General features: G+C 74.3%; 16 protein-coding genes and 1 pseudogene. 4 read left to right on the forward strand and 13 right to left on the reverse strand.

Annotated features, from left to right (window positions below; translation table 11 throughout):
• Positions 1-10: 10 nt before the first annotated feature.
• From aroB to BJY28_RS13895, 9 genes are all read right to left on the reverse strand, one after another.
• Positions 11-1,084, reverse strand: a complete 1,074-nt coding sequence (gene aroB, locus BJY28_RS13855) for a 3-dehydroquinate synthase (RefSeq protein ID WP_179463524.1) — start codon at positions 1,082-1,084, stop codon at positions 11-13.
• Positions 1,081-1,725 carry a shikimate kinase gene (locus BJY28_RS13860; protein ID WP_179463525.1) on the reverse strand — a complete coding sequence of 215 codons (645 nt, stop codon included), beginning with the start codon at positions 1,723-1,725 and terminating at the stop codon, positions 1,081-1,083. The genes aroB and BJY28_RS13860 overlap by 4 nt, the downstream gene beginning before the upstream one ends.
• The gene (gene aroC / locus BJY28_RS13865) at positions 1,722-2,951 is read right to left on the reverse strand and encodes a chorismate synthase (RefSeq protein WP_179463526.1); all 1,230 of its coding nucleotides are present in this window, start codon (positions 2,949-2,951) and stop codon (positions 1,722-1,724) included. The genes BJY28_RS13860 and aroC overlap by 4 nt, the downstream gene beginning before the upstream one ends.
• 128 nt (positions 2,952-3,079) lie before the next feature.
• A complete protein-coding gene (locus BJY28_RS13870; RefSeq protein WP_343037125.1) occupies positions 3,080-4,006 on the reverse strand; it encodes a shikimate dehydrogenase in 927 nt (308 codons plus the stop codon).
• Positions 3,967-5,157 carry an endolytic transglycosylase MltG gene (gene mltG, locus BJY28_RS13875; protein WP_179463527.1) on the reverse strand — a complete coding sequence of 397 codons (1,191 nt, stop codon included), beginning with the start codon at positions 5,155-5,157 and terminating at the stop codon, positions 3,967-3,969. Before mltG ends, BJY28_RS13870 begins: the two co-directional genes overlap by 40 nt.
• Entirely contained in the window at positions 5,154-5,627 is a 474-nt protein-coding gene (ruvX, locus tag BJY28_RS13880) for a Holliday junction resolvase RuvX (protein ID WP_343037126.1), read from the reverse strand. Before ruvX ends, mltG begins: the two co-directional genes overlap by 4 nt.
• A gap of 29 nt (positions 5,628-5,656) precedes the next feature.
• A complete protein-coding gene (gene alaS / locus BJY28_RS13885) occupies positions 5,657-8,368 on the reverse strand; it encodes an alanine--tRNA ligase (RefSeq protein ID WP_179463528.1) in 2,712 nt (903 codons plus the stop codon).
• Positions 8,369-8,701: 333 nt separating this feature from the next.
• On the reverse strand, positions 8,702-10,534 hold the full coding sequence (locus BJY28_RS13890) for an HNH endonuclease (protein ID WP_179463529.1): 1,833 nt from the start codon (positions 10,532-10,534) through the stop codon (positions 8,702-8,704).
• 301 nt (positions 10,535-10,835) lie between these two features.
• A complete protein-coding gene (locus BJY28_RS13895; protein WP_343037127.1) occupies positions 10,836-12,242 on the reverse strand; it encodes a replication-associated recombination protein A in 1,407 nt (468 codons plus the stop codon).
• 43 nt (positions 12,243-12,285) lie between these two features.
• Between BJY28_RS13895 and BJY28_RS13900 the strand changes: the two genes are divergently transcribed.
• Positions 12,286-14,508: an MMPL family transporter gene (locus BJY28_RS13900; protein ID WP_343037128.1), complete on the forward strand. Its 2,223-nt coding sequence runs from the start codon at positions 12,286-12,288 to the stop codon at positions 14,506-14,508.
• Positions 14,509-14,540: 32 nt separating this feature from the next.
• Here BJY28_RS13900 and BJY28_RS13905 read toward each other — a convergent pair whose 3' ends face one another.
• From BJY28_RS13905 to BJY28_RS13915, 3 genes are all read right to left on the reverse strand, one after another.
• On the reverse strand, positions 14,541-15,743 hold the full coding sequence (locus BJY28_RS13905; protein ID WP_179463530.1) for an MFS transporter: 1,203 nt from the start codon (positions 15,741-15,743) through the stop codon (positions 14,541-14,543).
• Positions 15,744-15,763: 20 nt separating this feature from the next.
• Positions 15,764-17,416, reverse strand: coding sequence for an SLC13 family permease (locus BJY28_RS13910; protein ID WP_179463531.1), 1,653 nt, complete (start codon positions 17,414-17,416; stop codon positions 15,764-15,766).
• A gap of 72 nt (positions 17,417-17,488) precedes the next feature.
• A complete protein-coding gene (locus BJY28_RS13915; protein WP_246313418.1) occupies positions 17,489-18,934 on the reverse strand; it encodes an APC family permease in 1,446 nt (481 codons plus the stop codon).
• 332 nt (positions 18,935-19,266) lie between these two features.
• Between BJY28_RS13915 and BJY28_RS13920 the strand changes: the two genes are divergently transcribed.
• Both BJY28_RS13920 and BJY28_RS13925 read left to right on the forward strand, forming a co-directional pair.
• Positions 19,267-20,130, forward strand: a complete 864-nt coding sequence (locus BJY28_RS13920) for a DUF4241 domain-containing protein (RefSeq protein ID WP_179463532.1) — start codon at positions 19,267-19,269, stop codon at positions 20,128-20,130.
• 40 nt (positions 20,131-20,170) lie between these two features.
• Positions 20,171-20,938 carry a GNAT family N-acetyltransferase gene (locus BJY28_RS13925; protein WP_179463533.1) on the forward strand — a complete coding sequence of 256 codons (768 nt, stop codon included), beginning with the start codon at positions 20,171-20,173 and terminating at the stop codon, positions 20,936-20,938.
• A 183-nt stretch (positions 20,939-21,121) separates the two neighbouring features.
• On the opposite strand, the pseudogene aspS reads toward BJY28_RS13925, so the two are convergent.
• Positions 21,122-22,828 (reverse strand): annotated as a pseudogene (aspS, locus tag BJY28_RS13930) (aspartate--tRNA ligase); the annotation flags it as partial.
• Between the two features lie 178 nt (positions 22,829-23,006).
• On the opposite strand from aspS, the gene BJY28_RS13935 reads away from it, so the two are divergent.
• A complete protein-coding gene (locus BJY28_RS13935) occupies positions 23,007-24,833 on the forward strand; it encodes a hypothetical protein (RefSeq protein WP_179463535.1) in 1,827 nt (608 codons plus the stop codon).
• The last annotated feature ends 12 nt before the right edge of the window (positions 24,834-24,845 follow it).

A 24,845-nucleotide genomic window follows, 5' to 3' on the forward strand; every position in this document is an offset into this window, starting at 1 on the left:
CACCGTGCGCTCAGCGGCTGATCGCGGCGTACGCCTCGCGCAGCACCTGCTCGTCCGGGCCCTCCAGCCGGACCGGGGAGGCGAGCCCGTCGAGGACGACGAAGCGCAGCGTGGAGCCCCGCGACTTCTTGTCCCGGCGCATCGCCGCGGACAGCTCGTCGAAGCTCGCGCCGCGGTAACCGGTCGGCAGCCCGAGCATGCCGAGCACCTGGCGGTGCCGGCGCACCAGGGCCTCGTCGATCTTCCCGGCACGCTGCGCCAGCTCGGCCACGAAGACCATGCCCAGCGCGACGGCCTCGCCGTGCCGCATCCGGTAGTGCTCGTGGTGCTCGACGGCGTGCCCCAGGGTGTGGCCGTAGTTGAGGATCTCCCGCAGGTGCGACTCGCGCAGGTCGGCGGCCACCACCCGGGCCTTGACCGCGATCTTGCGCTCGATCACCTCGCGCAGCGCGTCCGAGGACGGGTCCTGCACCGCGTTCGGGTCGGCCTCGATCACCTCGAGGATCCTCGGGTCGGCGATGAACCCGCCCTTGACCACCTCGGCCAGCCCCGCCGACAGGTCCGCCGGGGGCAACGACGCGAGCACGTCGAGGTCGCACAGCACCCCGACCGGCTCGTGGAAGGAGCCGACGAGGTTCTTGCCCTCGGCGGTGTTGATCCCGGTCTTGCCGCCGACCGCGGCGTCGACCATGCCGAGCACCGTGGTCGGCACGTGCAGCACGGGCACCCCGCGCAGCCAGGTGGCCGCGACCCAGCCGGCCATGTCGGTGACGCTGCCGCCGCCGACGGCGACCACGGCGTCGGTGCGGGTGAAGCCGGCCTGGCCCATGAGGGCCCACAGCCCCGCCGCGACGTCCACCGTCTTGGCCGCCTCGGCGTCGGGCACCGGTGCGACGTGCACCTCGAGCCCAGCCTCGCGAAGGGCGGTGACGACCGGCGCCGCCTGGCCGACGAGCGGCTCGCCGTGGACCACGAGGACCCGGGCGACGCTCTCCGGGAGCAGGTCGACGACCCGGTCCCGCACCCCGTGGCCGACGAGGACGTCGCAGACGTCGCCGACCGGGATGGTCGTGGCCCCGCTCATCGGCTGCCGTCCTGGTCGCCGGGCGCGTCCGGCCGGTCCGCGTCCGGCACGTCCGGTCGGCTCCCGCCGGGCTCGCCGTGCGGCTGCGTGCCGTCCTCGCCGAGCACGGCCAGCACCTCCGCGACGACCTCGTCCACGCCGCGCCCGGCGGTGTCCACCTGCCAGCGAGCCAGCCGCTCGTAGGTGGGTCGCCGCTCCTCCATCGTCGCCACCCAGGTCGCCCGCGGGTTGACCGCGAGCAGCGGGCGGGAGCGGTTGAGCCCGATCCGCTTCGCCGCGTCGGCGATCCCCACGTCGAGGAAGAGCACGTCGTGCCCCTGCAGCGCCTCGGCGACGGCGGCGGTCATCGGCGCGCCCCCGCCGAGCGCGACGACGCTGCCGGTGGTGGTCAGCGCCGCCCGCACCGCGTCCTGCTCCAGCTCGCGGAAGGCGGCCTCCCCGTCCTCGAGGAAGATGTCGCCGATGCTCCGCCCGGCCCGCTCCTCGACGATGGTGTCGCTGTCGTGCAGGGCCAGGTCCAGCCGCCGGGCGACCTCGCGGGCCACGGTCGACTTGCCCACCCCGGGCGGGCCGATGACCACGAGGCGGGGGCGACCTGGACCGTCCGGCGCGGTGGCCGAGACGTCCTCGGCGCGGCTCACGACTCCCACGTCCGCATCAGCTCGGGGATGCTGTCCAGGTAACCACGGCAGTTGCGGGCGGTCTCGGCGACGCTGTCCCCGCCGAACTTCTCCACGCAGGCCTCGGCGAGCACGAGCGCGACCATCGCCTCGGCGACCACCCCGGCGGCCGGGACCGCGCAGACGTCGGAGCGCTGGTGGATGGCCGTGGCCGCGTCCGGCGAGGTGATGTCGACGGTGTCCAGGGCGCGCGGGACCGTGCTGATCGGCTTCATCGCCGCGCGGACCCGCAGCGGGTCACCGGTGCTCATGCCCCCTTCGGTCCCGCCGGCCCGGCCGGAGCGTCGCCGGATGACGCCGTCCGCGCCCCGGTCCATCTCGTCGTGGGCCGCCGAGCCGCGGCGGCGGGCGGTGGCGAAGCCGTCGCCGACCTCGACCCCCTTGATCGCCTGCACCCCCATGAGCGCGCCGGCCAGCCGGGCGTCCAGCCGCCGGTCCCAGTGCACGTGGCTGCCCAGCCCCGGCGGCAGCCCGTAGGCGAGCACCTCGACGACCCCGCCGAGGGTGTCGCCGGCCTTCTTGGCCGCGTCGATCTGCTCGACCATGGCGTCGCTGCCGGCGCGGTCGAGGGTGCGGACCGGGTTGGCGTCGAGGGCCTCGACGTCGCCCGGGCCCGGGAGCACCGCATCGTCGGCCACCTCCCCCTCGCCGATCGCCACGGTGTGCGAGAGCACGCTGATCCCGTAGGCCTGGTGCAGCAGGCGAGCGGCGATCTCGCCGAGCGCCACCCGGGCGGCGGTCTCGCGGGCGCTGGCCCGCTCCAGCACCGGGCGGGCCTCGTCGAAGCCGTACTTCTGCATCCCGACGAGGTCGGCGTGGCCGGGCCGGGGGCGGGTCAGCGGCCGGTTGCGGGCCAGCTCCTTCTCCGCGCCGACGTCGTCGCTGGCGGCCATGGCGGCGTCGCTGACCGGGTCGGCGCTCATCACCGTCTGCCACTTGGGCCACTCGGTGTTGTCGATCATCACCGCCACCGGCGAGCCGAGGGTGATCCCGTGACGGACCCCGCCGAGGAAGGTGACCTGGTCCTGCTCGAACTTCATCCGGGCGCCGCGGCCGTAGCCGAGCCGGCGACGGGCCAGTGCGCCCGCGACGTCCGAGGTGGAGACCTCGACCCCTGCGGGCAGGCCCTCGAGGGTGGCGACCAGGGCCTGGCCGTGCGACTCTCCGGCGGTCAACCAACGCAGCATGGGGGCATCCTCGCACCCCGGCAGCACCCCGCCGACATCCGGCTCAGGAGGCGGTCGCTCCCCGCGCACGCCGGCCCGGGCCGCCAGAGCCGCGACCGAGCGGAGGCGCAGCCGCCCTCAGATCGCCCTCAGAGCGCCGGCAGCGCGGCCGCCATCGCGGCGACCACGTCCGGCCCGACGCTGCGACCGGTCATCAGCTGGACCTGACGGACCGCCTGGTGCAGCAGCATGGCGGTCCCGGGGACCACCGTCGCGCCGGCCCGCAGCGCGGCCGAGGCGAAGGGCGTGGGCCAGCCGGCATAGACGACGTCCAGCACGGTCACCTCGGACAGCGGCTGGTCCGCCGCGTCCACCGGCGCGTCCGGCCCGGGCAGCGGCGCCGCCGCCGCCAGGTTGCCGCCGCCGGCAGGAAGGGTGCTGATCACCACCGAGCCGGACGGGAAGGGGCGGTGCGGCCACCCCGGCAGATGCTCGACGGTCAGGTGCAGCCCGAGGCCGGTCATCTCGTCGGCCAGGGCGGCGCCCTTCTCCTCGTCCCGGGCGGCGACGACCACCTCGCCACGGACCCCGAGCTGCGCCAGCGCGACGAGCGCGGACCGGGCGGTGGCCCCGGCACCGATCACGGTCGCCGTGCTCGGTTCGCCGACCCCGGCGGCGTGCAGGGCCGCGACGATGCCGTGCACGTCGGTGTTGTCGCCGACCCAGCCGGCTGGCGTCGGCACGAGGGTGTTGATCGCCCGGCACCGCCGGGCGGTCTCGCTGACCTCGTCGGCGACCTCGAAGGCCGCCTCCTTCAGCGGCATGGTCAGGCTCAGCCCGCGCCAGCTGTCGTCCAGATCCTCGACGAAGGGGGCCAGCCCGACCGCGTCGACCTCGTGCCGCCCGTACTCCCAGCCGTCGAGGCCGAGCGCGTCGTAGGCGGCCCGGTGCAGCGCCGGGGAGAGCGAGTGCGCGACCGGAGAGCCGAGCACCGCTGCGCGCTGGGTGCCCGGCTGCCGGTCGCTCCGGTCGTCGCTCAGCAGTTGCCGTCCTCGTCCCGGTTGGCGTCGCACCACTCGGTGAACTCCTGGACGTTCTGGTCGTGCTCGGCCTGGGTAGTGGCGAACTTCGTCTCCCCGGTGTCCGGGTTGACGGTGACGAAGAAGAGCCAGTCGCCCTCGGCCGGCGAGGCCGCGGCCTCGATGGCGGCGGCACCGGGGTTGTTGATCGGCCCGGGCGGCAGCCCGGTGTGCTGGTAGGTGTTGTACGGGTCGTCCGAGGCGCGCATCTCGTCCGTGGTCCCGGCCCGGCCGCGCTCCTGGAAGATGTAGTGGACGGTGCTGTCCATGTTGAGCATGCCCACCGTGGGGCCGTCGGTGTCCTCGAGCCGGTTCTCGACGACCCGGGCCACCTTCTCCCGGTCGGCGGCGCCGGCCTCGCCCTCGACGATCGAGGCCACGGTCAGGGTGCGCTCCCACTCGGACCGCGGCACGTTCGCGCTCTCCAGCTCGGCGACGGTCTTCTCGATCATCGCGTTGAGCTGCTGCACCGGGGTGGCGCCCTCGTCGAACTCGTAGGTCGCCGGGAAGAGCCAGCCCTCGATGTCGCCCTCGGCCTCCTCGGGCAGCTGCAGGTCCGAGGACCGCTCTGCGGCCTCGTACTGCTCGACGGTGCGCCCGTTCGCCTCGGCGAGGATGACGTAGATCTCGCTGCGCCACAGACCTTCGCGGATGGTGATGCCCTGGGCCACCCGGTTGGCCGGGTCGGCGAGCCACTGCAGGGCGTCCTCGGCGGCCATCTCCTCCTTCATCTGGTACGTCCCCGGCTGGATCGCCGAGGCCAGGTCTGGCTGCGCGGTGGCCGCGTTGGAGAAGGCGCCGACCGAGGCGACGACGTTCTGCTCGTGCAGGGTGGTGCCGATGTCGGCACCCGACTCGCCCTCGGCGACGACGACCTCGACCTGGCCGCTGCCCGGACCGTCGTAGTCCTCGGTGTCGCTGCCGCCGCCGGGGATCAGGTCACCGAGGCTGGAGAAGGAGACGACGACCGCGCCGACGACGAGGACCGCGGCGAGCACCATGGCCAGGACGGCGCAGCCGCCGCGGCGGCGGCGCACCCGCTCCCGCTCGTCGTCGTGGCGCTCGTCGTGACGGTCGTCGTCGCGGCGACGGCCCGCGGGGTCCTCTGCGGACGGCTCCTGGGCGAAGATGTCGTCCTCGAAGCTCATGCGCCTCCCTTGGTCCGCGGCTTGCGCGCCTTGCGCCGGCCGATCTGCTCACCGGGAGGAGCCCCGGCGCTGCGCTCGGTGTCGAGCGCGGCCTGCAGGATGAGCACAGCGGCCGCCTGGTCGACGACAGCCCGCTGACGCCGTCCGGCGACCCCGCTCTCCCGCAGACCTCTGTGAGCATCCACGGTCGAGAGGCGTTCGTCCACGAGGCGGACCGGCGTGTCAGGCATCCGTCCGGCGAGCTCGCGCGCCCAGGCCCTCACCTTGGCCGCCGCCGGACCTTCGCCACCGTCCAGCGACAGCGGCAGACCGACGACGACCTCCAGCGCACGGTGCTCCTGGGCGAGGACCGCGACCTCGTCGAGGTCGCCGCCGTGCTCGACGTCGCGGGCGACCGTGCGGACCGGGGTGGCGAGCACGCCGTCCGGGTCGCAGGAGGCCAGGCCGACCCGGACGTCGCCGACGTCCACGCCGAGCCGCACCCCGCGGCGCAGGCCGCTCAGGAGCCGCTCCCGGTCGCACCGGTCACGGTGGAGGCGAGCTCGCGCTCGACGGCGCTGAGGGCCGCCTGCACCTGACCGGCGTCGCTGCCGCCGCCCTGGGCCAGGTCGTCCTTGCCGCCACCACCGCCACCGAGGGTCTGGGCGGCCACCCGGACCAGCGACCCGGCCTTGACGCCACGGGCACGGGCGCTCTCGTTGGTGGCCACGACGATCACCGGCTTGCCGCCGCCGTCACCGGTCAGGGCGACGACCACCGGCCGCTCCTCGCCGAGCCGGCCGCGGGTGTCGAGCACCATCTGCCGGACGTCGCCGCCAGCGCCGCCGGCGACGTGCTGGCCGACGAAGGTCACCCCGGAGACATCCGTCGCCTGGTCGGTGAGGCTGCCCGCGGAGGCGGCCACCTGCTCGCGGCGCAGCTTCTCCAGCTCCCGCTCGGCGTCGCGCAGCCGGGCGACCATCTCGCCGACCTTCTCCGGCAGCTCCGGGGCGGGCGCCTTGACGATCGAGCTCAGCTCGGCGACCAGGGCCCGCTCGGTAGCGAGGTAGCCCAGGGCGTTCATGCCGACGTAGGCCTCCAGGCGGCGGACCCCGGAGCCCACCGAGGACTCGCCGGTGAGGGTGAGCGCGCCGATCTGGCTGGAGTGGCGCACGTGGGTGCCGCCGCACAGCTCGCGGGACCACGGGCCACCGATCTCGACGACCCGGACCTCCTCGCCGTAGGTCTCGCCGAAGAGCGCCAGCGCGCCCTGCTCCCGGGCCTCGGGCAGGCTCATCCACGCGGCCGAGACCGGCAGGTCGTCGCGCACCGCGAGGTTGGCCACATGCTCGATCTCGGCGCGGGCGTCCGCGGACAGGCCCTGGTTCCAGGCGAAGTCGAGGCGCAGGTAGCCGGGCTTGTTGTACGAGCCGGACTGCAGCGCGGACGGGCCGAGCACCTGGCGCAGCGCCGCGTGCACGACGTGCGTGCCGGAGTGGGCCTGGCAGGCGTCCACCCGCCACTGCGGGTCGACCTCGGCGCTGGCCTCGGCGCCGAGACGGATCGGCCCTTCGGCGACGTCGACGGTGTGCACGACCAGGCCCTTGACCGGGCGCTGGACGTCGCGCACGTCGAGGCGGCTGCCGTCGGCGACGATGACGCCGCTGTCGGCGATCTGACCGCCGGACTCGGCGTAGAAGCTGGTCCGATCGAGGACCAGCTGGCCGGACTGGCCGGGCTCGAGCTCCTCGACCAGCTCACCGTCGCGGACCAGGCCGACGACCCGGCCGCTGGTGCTCAGCTCGGTGTACGCGCGCCAGTCGGTCTCGCCGAGGGCGCGCAGCTCCTTCCACACCTCGGAGCCGACGTGACCGCCCTTCTTGGCCCTGGCGTCCGCCTTCGCCCGCTGCCGCTGCTCGTCCATGAGGCGGACGAAGCCCTCGCGGTCCACGCTCAGCCCCTGCTCGGCGGCCATCTCCAGGGTGAGGTCGATGGGGAAGCCGTAGGTGTCGTGCAGCGCGAAGGCCTGGTCCCCGGCGAGAGTGTCCCCGCCCTGGCTCTTGGTGCGCTCCACCGCGGAGTCGAGGATGGTCGTGCCCTGGGCCAGGGTGCGCCGGAAGGCCTCCTCCTCGGCGTAGGCGATCTGGGCGATCCGCTCGAAGCCGGTGCCGAGCTCGGGGTAGGACTGGCGCATCCGCTCGACGGAGACCGGCAGCAGGTGCGGCAGGGCGGGCTCGTCGTAGCCGAGCAGGCGCATCGCCCGCACGGCCCGGCGCAGCATCCGGCGCAGCACGTAGCCGCGCCCCTCGTTGCCGGGCGTGACACCGTCGCCGATGAGCATCAGCGAGGAGCGGACGTGGTCGGCGACGACCCGCAGGTGCACGTCGTCGGGGTCGGAGTCCTCGGCGGTGTGCCCGGAGGTCGCACCGTAGCTCTTGCCGGTCATCTCGGCGGCCTTCTCCAGGACCGGGTAGACCTCGTCGATCTCGTACATGTTGTCGACGCCCTGCAGGATCGAGGCCAGGCGCTCCAGGCCGAGACCGGTGTCGACGCTCTGCGCCGGCAGCGGCCCGGCCACGTCGAAGTCGTCCTTGGCCCGGACCGCGGCGAGGTCGAACTGCATGAAGACGAGGTTCCACACCTCCATGTAGCGGTCCTCGTCGACTTCGGGCCCGCCCTCGCGGCCGTACTCCGGCCCTCGGTCGTAGAAGATCTCGCTGCACGGTCCGCCCGGGCCCGGCACCCCCATGTGCCAGTAGTTGTCCTTCTCGCCGCGGCGCACGATCCGCTCGGCGGGGATGTCGGTCAGCTCGAGCCACAACCGCTCGGCCTCGTCGTCGTCGCGGTAGACGGTCGCCCACAGCCGCTCCGGATCGAGGCCGTAGCCGCCGTGGTCCTGGGAGGTGGTGAGCAGCTCCCAGGCGAAGCGGATGGCGTCGGCCTTGAAGTAGTCGCCGAAGGAGAAGTTGCCGCACATCTGGAAGAAGGTGCCGTGCCGCGAGGTCTTGCCGACCTCGTCGATGTCCCCGGTGCGCACGCACTTCTGGACGCTGGTGGCCCGGTCCCAGGGGGCGCTCTCCTGCCCGGTGAAGTAGGGCTTGAAGGGGACCATCCCGGCGTTGACGAAGAGCAGGGTGGGGTCGTCGTGGATCAGCGGGGCGGAGGGGACGACGGTGTGGCCCTTGGCCTCGAAGAACGTCAGCCAGCGGCGCCGGATCTCGGCAGTTTCCATGATTCGTGTCAGTCCTTGTCAGGGGGCGAGGCGGCGGGCGCCTCGTGCGGGTGCGGGGTCGGGCGGACGTCGGGGACGGACGGCGCTCAGGCGCCGACCGACCCCTCGATAGCTCGCGCGGCGGCTGCCGCACCGGGGTGCACGGTCATCGGGGGTCAGCGTACTCGGGAGGTCCGGGGTGCTCCCACCGTGCTGACGAGGACCGGCCAGGCCAGCCACGCCGATCAGGCGAGCCCTACCCGAGACCACACCGACCAGACCCACCCCCACCCCACCCCACCCCAGTCTCGCCACCTGGCCCCAGGCACCCGGCGGCGTCCGTGAAGCCCTCCCCTACCTCGGCTGCGGCCAGGTGAGGCGGCGCTGACCGATCGGCGAACCCCACACCGCGGTCGCGTCCGGCGCCAGCGCGTACTGCCACCGGTGCTGCTGCTTGAGCCGGTGGTGGCGACGGCACAGGGCGGCGAGGTTCTCGGCGGACGTCGGGCCGGCCGGCCAGGGCACGGCGTGGTCCAGGTCGCAGGACGCGGCGGGCCGGGTGCAGCCCCACATCCGGCAGGTGCCGTCCCGGTCCCGCACCGCGCGTCGCAGCGCGGGTCGCGGGACGTAGCCGGACTGGGCCAGGTCGGCGCCACCGCTCGACCCCGCGGCGGCGCTCTCCTCCACCTCGACGCGACCGGAGTCCCCGGGGCCACCGTGGCCTGCCCGCGAGCACAGCCACTCCAGCCCCTCTCTGGGCATCCACCCGCTGCCGGGGAGCTCCACCCCGATGACAGGCCCTACGGATGCCGGCCGGTGGGCCGATCCGCCCTGACCAGCGCCCTTCGATCCGCTGGCGACGATCGACGCCTCGCCCCCAGCCACGGGGGCGAGCGCGTCGACACACGCCGCCGGCTCTCGCGGCGGGTGACGCACCGCACCCCGAGCCACGGGGACAGGCACCTCACGTTCGGCCGGCGGAACGGGCGGGTCCGACATCACGCCAGCGGCCGGTGAGCCCACCTGTGTGACGCCGCTGATCGTGGCAGCCGCCTCGCCCCCAGCCACGGGGGCGAGCGCCGGAGCACCGACCGGCGCGGGAACCGTCGCTGCCTCCCCCACCGGTGCCACCGCCCCGACACGACCGGCGACCGCCGCCTCCTGGAACGCCACGCCGGCGACCTGGCTCCCGCACTCGCCAGTCCGGCCGCTCCCGGTCTCGTCCACCCGGCCGCTCCCGGTCTCGTCAGTCCGGCCGCTCCCGCCGTCGCCGGCCCGTGTCACCGCCCGGCTCGTCGAGACACCCGACGTAGCGTGGATCGGCGGCTCCACGTCGACGTCACCCCCTTCGCACCAGCTCGCCGGGACAGCCACCTGCACCTGGACCGAGACCTCGACCCCGCGCAGGACGAGGTCGGCGAACGCCTGCGCCCGCGCGGCGCCCACCCGGGTCCCGGGAGCACCCCGGACGATCTGACGGGCCTGCTCCTCGACAGCAGCGTGCACGGTCATCCCCACCTCGCTGGGCAGCACCGCGGTCACCGTGCTCGTGCCGAGCGGCCCGGGGTCGAGATGGACGTCGATCACCTCCCGACGGTTCCGCTGCGCACGAGCGGCCAGGGCCTCGGCGTCGACGCGCGCCAGCACGCGACGGCACGATCGCGCCAGCTCGCGGTGCTCGAGCACCTCCAGCCGCTGCTCCTCGGTGCCGCGCTTGCACGACGTCACGTGCTCCACCACCGCCGCGACTCCTTCCGGAGTCGCGTCCCGGGTCTCGGTGGCCACGAGCTGGATGCTGCGCTCGGGGACGGCTCCGCTCACCATCCGGGGAAGCAGCGAGCCCAGGTCGTCGCCGAGCCGGGCCGCCAACCGGCACCGCCGGTCGGCCACCGTCAGCGAGCAGCCCATGAGGAAGGCCGCGGTGTCCCCCACGAAGGGGTCGCACTCCCCTGCCGGCAGGCGCACCTCGCGCACCCCGTCCGGGCCGGCCCGCTCGCTGCGGCGTCCCAGCTCGCCCAGCAGCACCAGCTGGGCCGCGTCGGCCGCGCGCCGCACGCGCTCCACCTCCTGCAGGACGCCACCGAGCTCGCCGGTGGACACCGACGGCCCCACGAGCTCGGCCGTCGCTGCGGTCGCGCCGAGCCCCAACCTGGCCTGCTCCAGGAACGTCATCACATCATCGAACATGCGTACGACTCTAGGGGTGGGCGCCGACAACGGGCCTGCGGACGGACCGGGCGGTGGACGGCGGTGGCGGCGCGATCGGGCCTGTGGACACCGAGCACGACGTGCGCCTCGCGGAGCGTCCCCTCGCCCCACCAGCCGGGACCAGCCGACCACCAGGCAGCCATCTCGCCCCCACCCACGGGGACCAGCCGACCACCAGGCCCGCGCCTCGCCCCCACCCACGGGGACCCGCCGACCACCAGGCCCGCACCTCGCCCCCACCCACGGGGGCGAGGAGTCTCCCCGGGGCCATGTCCGCGCCTCAGCGCTCCCGCAACCGCCCCCGCAGCCACGCCCACCGCTCCTGCAGCCGCGCCTCGAAGCCCCGGTCGCTGGGCCGGTAGTAGCTGCGCTCGGCGAGCTCGGCGTCCAGGTCGTCGGGCAGGTACTGCTGGGCCGCCACCGCCTCCGGCTGGTCATGGGCGTAGACGTAGCCCTCGACCTTCGCCCCGCCGGAGGCGCCGGCCGCCCGGTCCGAGGCCTGGGTGTAGCCGCTGCCGCGCAGGTGCGGCGGCACCGCCTGGACCTTGCCTGCGCGCACGTCGGCGACCGCCTCGTTGATCCCGGTGTAGGCGGCGTTCGACTTCGGCGCCAGGGTGTTGTGCACCACGGCCTGGGCGAGCACGATCCGCGCCTCGGGCATCCCGATCTGGGCCACCGCGTGCATCGCCGCGACCGCGGTCTGCAGCGCGGTCGGGTCCCCGAGACCCACGTCCTCGCTGGCCGAGATGACCACCCGGCGGGCGATGAAGCGCGGGTCCTCCCCCGCCTCCAGCTGCCGGGCGAGGTAGTGCAGCGCCGCATCGACGTCCGAGCCACGCATCGACTTGATGAAGGCCGAGGCGACGTCGTAGTGCTGGTCGCCGGTCCGGTCGTAGCGCACCGCGGCCCGGGCCACCGCCTGCTCGACGTGGTCCAGGGTGATGTCCACCGCACCCTCGCCGCCTGCCGCCGACGGCACCTGCCCGGACTCGGCCACCCCGGCCGCGGCCTCCAGCGAGGTCAGCGCCCGCCGGGCATCGCCGCCGGCGATCGCCACGAGGTGCTCGCGGGCCTCCTGGCTGAGGGTGTAGCCGCCGTCCAGGCCGCGCTCGTCGGCCACGGCGCCGTCGATGACGCCGCCGACCTCCTCGCGGGTCAGCGACTCCAGCGTGACGAGGATCGAGCGGGAGAGCAGCGGCGCGATCACCGAGAAGGACGGGTTCTCGGTGGTCGCCGCGACGAGCACCACCTCCCGGTTCTCCACGCCGGGCAGCAGGGCGTCCTGCTGCGCCTTGGTGAAGCGGTGGATCTCGTCGAGGAAGAGCACCGTCTGCCGGCCGTACATCGACCGGCTGCGGGCAGCCTGCTCCATCACCGCGCGCACGTCCTTGACCCCCGCGGTCACCGCGGACAGCTCGACGAAGTCGCGGTCCGCGGCCGCCGCCACGAGGTGCGCCAGGGTCGTCTTGCCGGTGCCCGGCGGGCCCCAGATGATCGCCGACAGCGGCCCGGCGGCTCCGGTACGGCCCTCGATGAGCCGCCGCAGCGGCGACCCGGGGCGCAGCACGTCGGCCTGCCCGGCCACCTCCTCGACCGTCCGTGGCCGCATCCGGACCGCCAGCGGGGGCAGCGCCGCACCGCTCGAGGTCGGCCCGTCGGCTGCCGAAAAGAGGTCGTCGTCACTCACGAACGCAGGGTATCGACCGCCACCGACTGGCACGCTCGGCGAGGTGACCACCCGACCGCGCCACGCCGCCTCGATGCTCGAGGGCTGGGGGCGCACCGTGGGCCGGCACCCCTGGCGGGTGGCGCTGACCTGGTTGGTGCTGGTGGTCGCCGCCTTCGCCACGACCCTCGGGGCGGTCGGCAACCAGGGCCTCTTCGACCGGCTCACCAGCGGCGAGATCTCGGCCCCCGGCCAGGCGAAGGAGGCCGCCGACCTGGCGACGGCGGCCGGCGGCGAGGGGTCCGAGGAGACCGACACCCTGATCGTCACCGGCACCGACGCCACCGACCCCTTCGTCCGCCGCAACGTCGGGGAGGCGGTGCGCCGGATCTCCGAGACCGAGGGCGTCAGCACCGTCCTCAACCCGCTCGTCGTCGAGGGCGGGGTGACCAACCCCGAGGTCGCCGACCTGGTGCGGGAGGAGCCGGGCCAGCGGTACGGCTTCGTCACCGTGGTCACCTACGAGGAGGACCTGGACGAGGCGACGCTGCAGGAGGCGAAGCGGGACGTCAACGACCAGCTGAGCTACATCGTCAGCGGCTCCGGCGCGGTGGACAGCAGCCGGGGCAGCGTCGCCGACCTCGTCGACGCGATCGTCGTGCAGGTCGGCGACGACCTCAAGACCGGCGAAGGGATCGCCCTGCCGATCTCCTTCGTCGTCATGGTCGTCGTCTTCGGCGGCTTCCTCGCGGCCGGGCTGCCGATCGCCGGGGCGATCGCCTCGATCGCCGGGGCCTTCGCCAGCCTGCTCGGCTTCTCCTACCTGCTCGACCTCGACGCCACCGTGGTCAACATCGTCACCGTCCTCGGGCTGGGCCTGTGCATCGACTACGGGCTGCTCGTCGTGAGCCGCTTCCGCGAGGAGCTGCGCGGCCTGCTCGACGGGGCACCGGTGGGATCGATGGACCAGGCCATGGTCGTCCAGGCCACCGGGCGCACCCTGGACCGGGCCGGGCGGACGGTGATCTTCTCGGCGATCACCGTCACCATCGCCCTCGTCGGGCTGATGTTCCTGCCGATCACCTTCCTGCGGGCCACCGGGGCCGCCGGGATGTCGGTGGTGCTCATGGCCCTGCTCGTGGCGACCTCGCTCATCCCGGCGCTGTGCGCACTGTCGGCGCGACGGCTGCTCGCGCGCGGCACCGAGACCTCCCCGGACGACGGTGTCTTCTCCCGGCTGGCGGCCGGGGTGCAGCGGGCCCCGTGGCTGGTCATCGCCATGGTGGTGGCGCTGCTCGTGGCGCTGGCGCTGCCGGCGACCCGGCTGCTGCCCACGTCCTCGGGTGCCGAGATGCTGCCGGTGGGCACCCCGGAGCGCGAGCACGTCGAGACCCTCGAGGAGGACTACCCGCAGCTCGGCGCCCCGGACGTCACCTTCGTCAGCGACGCCCCCGCGGAGCAGGTGCGCTCCTGGGCCCGCGGCGAGGCCCGCGACCTGCCGGGGCTGAGCACCGACCCGACGGTCACCGAGCTCGGCGAGGTGGACGGCCGCACGGTCACCAGCGTCGAGCTGCGGACCGACGACGACGCCGACGGTCCGGCCAGCCGGGCGCTGGTGGAGGAGCTGACGCAGCGACCACCACCGGTCGAGGGCTCCGTCGGCGGCATCGCCTCCGGCCTCGCCGACGTCTCTGCGGTGATCGCCGAGCGCGCGCCGTGGGCGGTGCTCACGGTCATCCTGGCCACCTTCGTGCTGCTCTTCCTCATGACCGGGTCGTTGGTGGTGCCGGTCAAGGCGCTGGTGATGAACGTGGTCTCCCTCGGCGCCTCGCTGGGGGCGCTGGTGTGGATCTTCCAGGACGGGAACCTCGAGCTGCTGCTCGGCTTCACCTCCACCGGCGGCGTCGACGTCACCGTGCCGATGCTCGTCATCGCCTTCGGCTTCGGCCTGTCCATGGACTACGAGGTCTTCCTGCTCGCCCGGATCGTCGAGCTGCACGAGCAGGGGCTGCCGACCGACCAGGCGGTGCGGCTGGGGCTGCAGCGCTCCGGGCGGATCATCACCAGCGCGGCGCTGCTCATGGTCATCGTCTTCTCGGGCTTCGTCATGGCCGACGTCCTCGTCATCCAGCAGACCGGGGTGGCGCTGGTGCTGACCATCGCCATCGACGCCACCCTGGTGCGGATGCTGCTGGTCCCGGCGACGATGTCCGTGCTCGGCGAGGCCAACTGGTGGGCGCCGCGCCGGCTGCGCCGGCTGCACGAGCGCTTCGGCATCTCCGAGTGACCGGACCCGCTCAGGCGGCATGAGCGGACCGCTCAGGCCGTCCCGGTGCGACGCGAGCGGGCGTAGCGCAGCGGCTCCCGGGGCGGCCGGCGCCCGAGGTCGCGCAGGAAGAGCGCCCGGGAGAGCATGATGAGCAGCGCCGCGACGACGAAGCAGCCGGCGGCCACCGCCCAGGTCACCGGGAAGCCGACCGCACCGCTGAGGCCTCCGAGGACCAGCGGGCCCAGCGCTCCCCCGGCGAAGGCCCCGGACTGCACCACCCCGGAGGCCCGCGCCGGGGCGTCCCGCCCTACCCGCGCCACCGCGAAGAGCAGCAGCCCCGGCCAGGCCCAGCCGATGCTCAGCGCGAGCAGGCCGAAGGCCACCACCGACCACGGCGCGGCGACCATGAGCCCCAGGCAGCCGAGGGCTCCGGCCAGCATCTGCGCGGCGACCACCGGCAGGTTGGCACCGTGCCGGTGGTCGGCCCGCCACCCTGAGAAGACCCGCACGAGGATCGAGCCCCCGGAGCCGGCGGCCATGAGCAGACCGGTCTGGGTCGGGGTCAGGCCGACCTCGAACCCCCAGGAGGCGACGAAGGAGCCGAGGAAGTTGGCGGCGGCGCTGGCGAAGGTGATGCCGAGACCGGCGAGCAGCAGCGCCGTCCCGGGAGGACGGTCCACGCCCTCGGCGCGGCGCCCGGCGTCCCGGGTGAGCGCGGTGAGGCGCCCGCCGCGCAGCAGCGCGTCACCAGCCACCAGCAGCCCGCACCCACCGAGGATGACGAAGGTGGTGCGCCATCCCCACGCGGCGCCGACCGTGGGCACGGCCAGGCCGCCGAGCATGATCGCCAGCGGCACCGCGGACTGCTTCACCCCGAAGCCGAGCCCCCGCCGGTCCGGCGGCAGCGCCCGGGACATGAGCAGGTTGGCGTTCGCCTGGCAGGCGGCGTTGCCCAGGCCGAGCAGCACCACCGCGACGAGCAGGCTCGGCCAGCCGCGGGCCAGGCCGGCCGTCGCCAGGGCACCGGCGGCCACCAGCAGACCCGCCGTGGCGAGGGTGGTCCGCCGGCTGAGACCGCCGAAGGCGTCGGCCAGCAGCACCGTGGCCAGGGCGGCGGTGGCGAAGAACAGGCTGATCGCCACGCCGAAGGCGCCGAGGCCCAGACCGAGCTCGTCGCGCACCGCGACCGCCTGGGCGCCGAGCAGGAAGGGGGTCAGCGCCCCCATGGTCGTCAGCCCGGAGGCGGTGGCCATGAGCCTCGCGGGGTGCGCCGTCACAACGCGATGCCCAGCGCCACCGGCCCGAGGATCACGGTGAAGAGGGTGATCAGCACGACCCCGACGACGTTGAGGACGGCGCCGCCGCGGGCCATCTCCTGGATGGTGACCGCTCCGGTACCGAAGACGATGGCGTTCGGCGGGGTGCCGACCGGCAGCATGAAGGCGCAGGTGGCCGCGAGCGCCGCCGGGAAGAGCAGGGTGACCGGCTCGACCCCGATGCCGACCGCGACGCCGCCGAGCACCGGGATGAAGGTGGCCGCGGTCGCGGTGTTGCTGGTGACCTCGGTGAGCAGCAGCACCAGCGCGCAGACGCACGCCAGGATGAGCACCGTCGGCAGCACCTCGAGCCCGGAGACCTGCTCGCCGAACCACTCGTCGAGCCCGGTGCCGGCCACCGCGGCGGCCAGGCTGAGGCCGCCGCCGAAGAGCAGCAGGACGCCCCAGGGCAGCCCCTTCTCGGCGTCCTCCCAGGTCAGCGCCATCCGGTGGTCGGCGTCGGCGGGCAGCAGGAAGAGCACCAGTCCGGCAGCGATGGCGACGACGGTGTCGTCGACCGCGTCCAGCCAGGGCGCCGTCTCGCCGAGCGTGCCGATGTTCGCCAGCAGACCGGGCACGATCCAGAAGAAGGCGGCGCCGACGAAGACCGCCAGCACCACCTTCTCGCCGCGGCTCATCGGGCCGAGGTCGGCGATCTGCCCGTCGATGAGCTCACGGCCGCCGGGGATCTCCTCGAGGCCGGAGCGGAAGAGCACCCGGGTGATGAGCAGCCAGGCGACGAGGATGAAGACGACGACCAGCGGCAGACCGAGGATCAGCCAGTCGACGAAGGCGATGTCCTGGCCGACCTCGTCGCTGAGGTAGCCGGCGACGATCGCGTTGGGCGGGCTGCCCAGCAGCGTCCCCAGCCCGCCGATCGAGGCGGACCAAGCGATCGCCAGCATGAGCGAGACCCCGAAGACGCGGACGTCGTCGTCGGCGACGATGTCGCTGACGCTGCGGCCCTGGGCCATCTGCTCCTGCAGCTCGTCCTCGGTGGCCCGGGCCCCGTCGCCGGTCTCGGCGACCGGCTCCCGCCCGGTGGTCGCGCTCTCGACGACCAGCGCGAGGACGGAGATGCCGATCGGCAGCATCATCAGGGTGGTCGCCGTGTTCGAGACCCACATCGACAGGAAGGCGGTGGCGATCATCATGCCGAGGACGATCCGCCGCGGGTGGGTGCCGACCTGGCGCAGGGTGAGCAGCGCGATCCGGCGGTGCAGGTTCCACTTCTGCATGGCGATGGCGATGAGGAAGCCGCCGAGGAAGAGGAAGACGATCGGGTCGGCGTAGGGCACCGCCGCCTCGTCGATGCTCAGCCCGGTCAGCGGCGGGACGAGCACCAGGGGCAGCAGCGCGGTGGCGGCCAGCGGGATCGCCTCGGTCATCCACCAGACGGCCATGAGCGTGACGATCGCGGCGACCACCCGGGCGTCCCCGCCGAGGGTGGAAGCGCCCAGCGCCAGGTAGACCACGCCCGCCAGGAGCAGGCCGCCGAGCCGCAGCGCCCAGGTGCGCCCGGCCGGACGGGTCGGCGGCGGGCCGGCGCCCTGGTCGGGTGAGGTCGCCTGATCGGCCGCCGCACGTCGGTCGGAGCTGCTGCCGGCCATGCCGTCTCCCTTCGCCGGGGTGCGTCACGCTACCGGCCAGGGCATCCGCGCAGGGGCCTGCGGGCGTCCCGGTCAGCGCTCCCGGGTGGCCCGGGTGAGCCGCTCCTCGGCCTCCGGGCCGGGTGCGATCCGCGGCACCGTGCGGACGAAGACCAGCCCGAGCAGCGCCCAGGCCCCGATGATCACCCACTCGTAGGGCCAGATCAGCGCGGCCGGCATCGCCGGGAGGAAGAGCACCGCCAGCCCGGCGGCCAGCACCGCGGCGACCACCCCGAGCGCCTGGCCGCCGGGGGCGCGGAAGGGGCGCGGCATCTCCGGCTCGCGGCGGCGCAGCACGAGGAAGCTCAGCGAGACCATGAGGAAGGCGACGACGATGGCCAGCCCGCCGGCGTCGACCAGCCAGACCAGCGTCTGCTCGCCGAAGAGCGGGGCCAGCACCGACAGGCCGCCGATGAAGAGGATGGCGTTGGTGGGGGTGCGGTAGCGCGGGTGCAGCCGGGCGAACCAGCGCGGCAGCATCCCGGAGCGGGCCATCGCGTAGACCAGCCGGGAGGCGCCGAGCAGGAAGCCGTTCCACGAGGTGAGGATGCCGGCGATGCCGCCGAGGACGAGGACCACGCCCATCGTCTCGCTCCCCCACAGCGCGCTCATCCCGTCGGCCGCGGCCAGGTCGCTGTCGGCGAGCTCGGCGGCCGGCATCGCCGAGCCGACGGTGAGCATGATCATGACGTACCAGCCGATCGCCAGCCAGACCGAGAGCAGCAGCACCTGGCCGATCCGGCGGAAGTCGAGGTCGATCTCCTCCGCCGACTGCGGGATGACGTCGAAGCCGACGAAGAGGAAGGGGGTGGCCACGAGCACAGCGATGATCCCGGCGGCACCACCGGTGAAGAGAGGCCGCATGTTCGTCGTGTCGCCGCCGACGAAGGCGCCGGTCACCAGGACCACCCCGACGACGAGCAGGAAGAGCACGGCCGCCGTCTGGAAGACCGCGGCCGGGCGCACCCCGACGTAGTTGATGACGGTCATCAGCACCGCGGCGCCGACCCCGACCGCCACCCAGGAGAGGTAGACGTCGTAGCCGGCCACGCTCCACAGCCGGCCGGCGAGCATGTCCGGGAAGAGGTAGAGCATCGTCTGCGGCAGCGCCACCGCCTCGAAGGCGACGACGCTGGTGTAGCCGAGCACGAGGGTCCACGAGGTGACGAAGGCGGGCCGCGAGCCCATCGCCCGCAGCACGTAGTTGTGCTCGCCGCCGACGTGCGGCATCGCCGCGACGAGCTCGGCGTAGGTCAGGGCCACCAGCAGCACCACGGCGCCGCCGATGACGAAGGCGAGCGCGGCCCCCAGGGTGCCGGCCTCCTCGAGGAAGCCGCCGGTGAGCACGATCCAGCCGAAGCCGATCATCGCGCCGAAGGCGACGGCGACGACGTTCAGGCGGCCCAGCACCCGGGTCATCTCGGACGTGTGGTCGTGCCGGCGTCCCTGCGTCTGCCCGGTCTGCTCGGTGCTGCTCATGCCCGCTCCTCCTGCTGCCTGTCCACGGTGACCGCCGTGGCGGCTCGGTCCCGGGCGCGATCACCCTCCGGGTGGCGCGAGGCTAGTGCGTGCGGGGTGCGGGCGCGCGCCGAGCGCACCTGCCCCGATCCTGCGTATCGCAGGCGCCTGCCGGACCCCGACCACCTCGTCCGGATCCTGGGACCACGACTGCTGCCCTGGCCCGGCGCGCGCGTCATGATGAGTCGATGACGACCTCTCCGCCGCCACCTCCGGACGACCCGGGTCACGACCCCGACACGCCCGACCCCGTCACGCCCGACCCCGACACGCCTGACCCGAGCACGCCTGACGTGAGCACGCCTGACCCCGGGCGGATCTTCGCCGACGCACCACCGGGGTCGGTGCGCGAGGCAGGCACCGTGACGGTGCGCCACGGTCGGCTGAGCGTCGCCGACCCGAACCTCCTGGAGGCGGCCGCACCGCTGACCCGGGCGGTGCCCGACGGTGAGCACCGGGTGCAGGTCCGGCTGCACGACGGGCTCGTCGCCGGAGTCCGGGTGGTCCTCGCCGACGGTGCGGTGGACCGCTGGGTCGAGGCGCTGACCTCTGCCGGACGCGGCCAGGTGGGGGTGGACGGTGGGGCGGTCCTGCTCATCGACCCGCAGACCCACGCCGACGCGACCACGCAGCAGGCCGAGGACCTGCTGGACCGGATCGCCCGCAGCCACGACGACACGCTGCCCGCCGACCTGGGCGGCCCGGTGGTCGGGGTCGTGGTGAGCTCCGGCGCAGGTGACGGTGCCTACCCGATGACCTGGGGGCTGGACGCGGACGACGGTGTCGTGGCGCTGGTGGTGGACTTCCTCGTGCTCGACGACCCGGCCCTCGCGGCACCGGACGACGGTCGGCTGCACGGCGAGATCACCGCGACGCTCCCCTGCACCCCGGGGGCGAGCGGCCACGACGTGCTGCGCGACCACGGCGTCCTCGTGCAGGTCACCGACGAGAGCCGCTGGCTGGGCCTGAGCCGGCGCCGTCAGGTGATCGTCGGCGACCGGCACGGCCGCGTCGCCGTGGTGTCGGTCGTCGACGACCAGGGTCGGGAGCTCACCCGCGCCGACCGCGCCGACCCGCTGGACGAGCTGCCGGTCGCCTACCAGCTCGACGGCCCGGCCCAGGAGGGCCTGCAGCTGCAGATCGTGCTGCGCCCCTGACCCACGCAGGTCGTGGCCGACCCGCCGTAGGCTGCCCGGCATGGACCTCGTGCAGGCCGTGACCACGAAGGCCGAGCTGCTCCGGGTCACCCGGGACCACCCGGCCGTCGAGTTCGACCAGGCCGCGCAGGTCCGGGCCCTCGTCCTCGACGACGGCCCGAGCTGGGCGGCCGTGGCGGTCAAGCTCACCCGCACCCACGGCTCGACCCTCGACGTCGTCGGCAGCGACACCGCGACTGCCGCCCGGCTGGTCAGCGACCCCGCGCTCGCGCGCCTCCTGGCCGAGGTGCGGCCGGACGGGGTGACCGTCGACCGTGCCCTGGCACCGGACCTGCTGCCCCGGCTCGGGCTCGAGGAGGGCCGAGCCGCGAGATGGGAGTGGATGATCACCCGCACCCCGCCGCCGCCGACCCGCCAGGATCACCGCGTCGTCGTCCTCGACGAGGACCGCGCCGACGAGCTCACCACCTTCATCGACGCGGTGAGCCCCCGCGCGGACGCGCGCCCCTTCGCCTGGCCCGGCCAGGAGTGGGTCGGGGTGCGCGCCGACGACGGGACCCTCGCCGCCGTCGGCTGCCGGATGCCGTCGGTCGGCGACTACCCGCTGCTCGCCGGGATCGCCACCCACCCGGCAAACCGGGGCCAGGGCCTGGGCGCGGCGGTCACCGCCGAGCTCACCCGGCGCGGCCTCGCCGAGGCCGGCGTCTGCACGCTGGAGATGTACTCGACGAACGCCACCGCGCGTCGGATCTACCGCCGTCTCGGGTACGGCGAGACGCGGGAGTGGACCAGCACGGCGTTCGCCTGAGCAGCGGCTCGAGGAGGTGGCGCCGCGGCGAGCGGACGTCCGCCCCGCTCAGCCCTGCCCGTCGCCCGCCGCGCCGGTGGCCCCGGAGCCACCCTGCTCGCCGTCCTCGCCCTTCGCCGCCGGCCGGGCGTCGATGCCGGCCTCCGTGCGCTGCTGCGGGGTGATCGGCGCCGGCGCGTCGGTGAGCGGGTCGTAGCCGCCGCCGGACTTGGGGAAGGCGATGACGTCGCGGATCGAGTCGGCGCCCAGCAGCAGCATGACGATCCGGTCCCAGCCGAAGGCGATGCCGCCGTGCGGCGGCGCACCGTACTTGAAGGCCTCGAGGAGGAAGCCGAACTTCTCCTGCGCCTCCTCGGGGGTCAGGCCCATCACCTGGAAGACCCGCTCCTGGACGTCCCGGCGGTGGATACGGATCGACCCGCCGCCGATCTCGTTGCCGTTGCAGACGAGGTCGTAGGCGTAGGCGAGCGCCTCGCCGGGCTCGCTGTCGAAGGTGTCGAGGTACTCCGGCTTGGGGCTGGTGAAGGCGTGGTGCACCGCGGTCCAGGCCCCGTCACCGACGGCCACGTCCCCGGCGGCCTCGGCGTCGCCGGCCGGCTCGAAGAGCGGGGCGTCGACCACCCACAGGAACGACCAGGTGGACTCGTCGATGAGCTCGCAACGGCGGCCGATCTCCAGCCGGGCCGCGCCGAGCAGCGCCCGGCTGCTCTTCGGGGCGCCGGCCCCGAAGAAGATGCAGTCGCCCGGGGCGGCACCGACGTGGGCCGCCAGGCCCGCCTTCTCCTCCTCGGAGATGTTCTTGGCCACCGGGCCGCCGAGCTCGCCGTCCTCGCCGACGGTGACGTAGGCCAGCCCCTTCGCCCCGCGCTGCTTGGCCCACTCCTGCCAGGCGTCGAAGGTGCGGCGCGGCTGGCTCGCCCCGCCGGGCATGACGACCGCGCCGACGTACTCGGCCTGGAAGACCCGGAAGGGGGTGCCGGCGAAGTAGTCGGTGCAGTCGGTCAGCTCGACGCCGAAGCGCAGGTCCGGCTTGTCCGTGCCGAAGCGCTCCATCGCCTCGGCGTAGGTCATCCGGGGGAAGGGGGTCGGCAGCTCGGCGCCGATGGTGGACCACACCGCCCGCGCCACCGCCTCGCCGAGCTCGATGACGTCGTCCTGCTCGACGAAGGACATCTCGATGTCGAGCTGGGTGAACTCCGGCTGCCGGTCGGCGCGGAAGTCCTCGTCCCGGTAGCAGCGGGCGATCTGGTAGTAGCGCTCCATCCCGGCGACCATGAGCAGCTGCTTGAAGAGCTGCGGGCTCTGCGGCAGGGCGTACCACTCGCCCGGGGCGAGCCGGGCCGGGACGAGGAAGTCGCGGGCGCCCTCGGGGGTGGAGCGGGTCAGCGTCGGGGTCTCGATCTCGACGAAGTCGCGCTCGGCGAGCACGCCGCGCGCCGCGGCGTTGACCTTGCTGCGCAGCCGCAGGCCGGCGCCGGCGCTGGTCGCGCCGGGGCGCCGCAGGTCGAGGTAGCGGTGCCGCAGCCGGGCCTCCTCGCCGACCGAGACCCGCTCGTCGATCTGGAAGGGCAGCGGGTCGCTGGGGCTGAGCACCTCGATCTCGCTGGCGACGACGTCGATCTCGCCGGTCGGCAGGGCCGGGTTGACGTCCTTCTCCTCGCGGGCGGTGACGGTGCCGGTGACCCGCACGACGTACTCGTTGCGCAGGTCGTGGGCGGCGCCGGTGAGCACCTCGTCGCGGGCCACCACCTGGGCGTGGCCGCTGGCGTCCCGGACGTCGAGGAAGGCCACCCCACCGTGATCCCGGCGCCGGGCCACCCATCCGGTGAGGGTGACGGTCTGTCCGGTGTGCTCGGCCCGCAGGGTGCCGGCCTCGTGGGTGCGCAGCATGACGTCCTGTTCGCTCGTGTCGTGGCTGGTGCCAGGTCTGCCCGGCGGGTGCGCCGGGCCGGGCCCATCCTACGAAGCGGGAACCGCCGGGGGCGAACGCGATCAGCCGGGCGAACCTGTGCCTCGCCTGGGCGTGGCGTCGTCGCGGCAGGTCAGCACGCTCCTACGCTGGCTCGTGATGAGCGAGAAGGGGACTCCGGAGGGCCACGAGACGCCCGACCGGGCACGACAGGAGACGCCAGAGACCGCGGACCGCGCGGGCCAGGAGGGCGCGGACCGGGAAGGCACCGACCGCTCCCGGCTCGGTCGACGGGCGGTGCTCGGCGCCGGCGGGCTGCTGGTCGTCGGCGGGGTGCTCTACGCCTGCACCCGCGACGACGGCGACGGCACCCCTCAGGTGGCCGACCTCGACGACGTCGCCGGCGACCAGGGCGAGGGCGACGACGGGTCCGGTGACGGCGGCACCGCCGAGGCCGGCTCCGGCCCGCTCTTCGCGCCGGGCGACCCGGCCGCCAGCGCCACCACCCTGGCCGGGCTGCTCTTCACCGCCTCCCCTGCGGCCGTGATCCTCGCGCCCGGGGTGACCGGCGACCAGGCCGAGCCGGCGGTGACCGCGGCCGTCGAGGCCGGGGTGCCCTGCCTCGTCGACGGCGACGGCATCGCCGAGGAGCTGGACCGGCTGGGCGTCGAGCGGGTGCGCCTCGTCGGCGGGTCCGGCGGCACGTCTGGCTCCGGCAGCGAGGGCAGCTCCGACCCGTCCGGCAGCGAGACGGGGTCCGACACCCAGACCAGCTCCGGCAGCGAGAGCAGCACCAACAGCGAGACCGGCTCCGGCAGCGAGACCAGCGCCGGCGGTGACGCGAGCGCGTCGGCCTCGCCGGCCTCCGACGGGGCCGAGCACCGCTGGAGCCAGGCGGTCCGCGACCGGGAGCAGGTGGAGAGCCTGCCGGCGGTGCAGCGCGACGACCCGCCACGGCTCATCGTCACCTGCGCGGACCCGGAGCAGCACGTCGCCGCGCTGGCCACCCTGCGGGCCGCGCTCGGCGAGCACGAGGACACCGAGGTGATCACCGCCGACGACCCGCGCGCCCAGCCGGTCGTGGAGGCGCTGCGCTCCGACGACCCGCCTCGCCTGGTCGTGGTCGGCGACAGCCGGGTCCCGGCCGAGCAGCTCGAGGGCGCGGTGACGATGGCGCGGGAGGCGCCGACCGTCCCGGGCGGCGGGGTGCTCCCCCTCGGCGGCGACCGCCGGATGATCGCCCTCTACGGCCACCCCGGCGTGGCCGGGCTGGGCCTGCTCGGCGAGCAGGACATCGAGCCGGCGATCGAGCGGGTCGAGGGCTACCTCGAGGAGTACCGCGAGGTCTCCGACCACACCTTCCTGCCGGCCTTCGAGATCATCGCGACGATCGCCGACTCCGGCCCCGGACCGGACGGCGACTACTCCAGCGAGTCCGACCTGCCCTTCCTCCGGCCGTGGATCGACGCGGCCGCCGAGGCGGGCGTCTACGTGCTGCTCGACCTGCAGCCGGGCCGCGCCGACTTCCTCTCCCAGGCCGAGCGCTACGCCGAGCTGCTCAAGGAGCCGCACGTCGGGCTGGCGCTCGACCCGGAGTGGCGCCTGGAGCCGGGGCAGCGCCCGCTGCAGCAGATCGGGCACGTCGAGGTCGACGAGGTCAACGAGGTGGCCACCTGGCTGGCCGAGCTGACCCGCGAGGCCGGGCTGCCGCAGAAGATCTTCATGCTGCACCAGTTCCAGCTCCAGATGCTGCGCGACCGCGACCAGCTGCGCACCGACCTGCCGGAGATCGTCACCGTGATCCACGCCGACGGGCACGGCACCCCGGACCTCAAGCAGGGCACCTGGGACGCGGTCAAGACCGACCTGCCCGAGGGCGTGCTGCTGGGCTGGAAGAACTTCATCGACGAGGACACCCCGACCTTCACCCCGGAGCAGACGATGACCGACGTGCAGCCGGCCCCCCGCTTCGTCTCCTACCAGTAGCCGCCGGGCACC

The organism is Janibacter alkaliphilus, from assembly GCF_013408565.1.
GTDB classification, from domain to species: domain Bacteria; phylum Actinomycetota; class Actinomycetes; order Actinomycetales; family Dermatophilaceae; genus Janibacter; species Janibacter alkaliphilus.

What these genes read in the sequence shown, in the direction of transcription:
- aroB (WP_179463524.1), bottom strand. Translation starts at nt 1,084, where the DNA reads ATGAGCGGGGCCACGACCATCCCGGTCGGCGACGTCTGCGACGTCCTC.
- aroC (WP_179463526.1), bottom strand. Translation starts at nt 2,951, where the DNA reads ATGCTGCGTTGGTTGACCGCCGGAGAGTCGCACGGCCAGGCCCTGGTC.
- mltG (WP_179463527.1), bottom strand. Translation starts at nt 5,157, where the DNA reads ATGAGCTTCGAGGACGACATCTTCGCCCAGGAGCCGTCCGCAGAGGAC.
- alaS (WP_179463528.1), bottom strand. Translation starts at nt 8,368, where the DNA reads ATGGAAACTGCCGAGATCCGGCGCCGCTGGCTGACGTTCTTCGAGGCC.
- BJY28_RS13890 (WP_179463529.1), bottom strand. Translation starts at nt 10,534, where the DNA reads ATGTTCGATGATGTGATGACGTTCCTGGAGCAGGCCAGGTTGGGGCTC.
- BJY28_RS13905 (WP_179463530.1), bottom strand. Translation starts at nt 15,743, where the DNA reads ATGGCCACCGCCTCCGGGCTGACGACCATGGGGGCGCTGACCCCCTTC.
- BJY28_RS13910 (WP_179463531.1), bottom strand. Translation starts at nt 17,416, where the DNA reads ATGGCCGGCAGCAGCTCCGACCGACGTGCGGCGGCCGATCAGGCGACC.
- BJY28_RS13915 (WP_246313418.1), bottom strand. Translation starts at nt 18,934, where the DNA reads ATGAGCAGCACCGAGCAGACCGGGCAGACGCAGGGACGCCGGCACGAC.
- BJY28_RS13925 (WP_179463533.1), top strand. Translation starts at nt 20,171, where the DNA reads ATGGACCTCGTGCAGGCCGTGACCACGAAGGCCGAGCTGCTCCGGGTC.
- BJY28_RS13935 (WP_179463535.1), top strand. Translation starts at nt 23,007, where the DNA reads ATGAGCGAGAAGGGGACTCCGGAGGGCCACGAGACGCCCGACCGGGCA.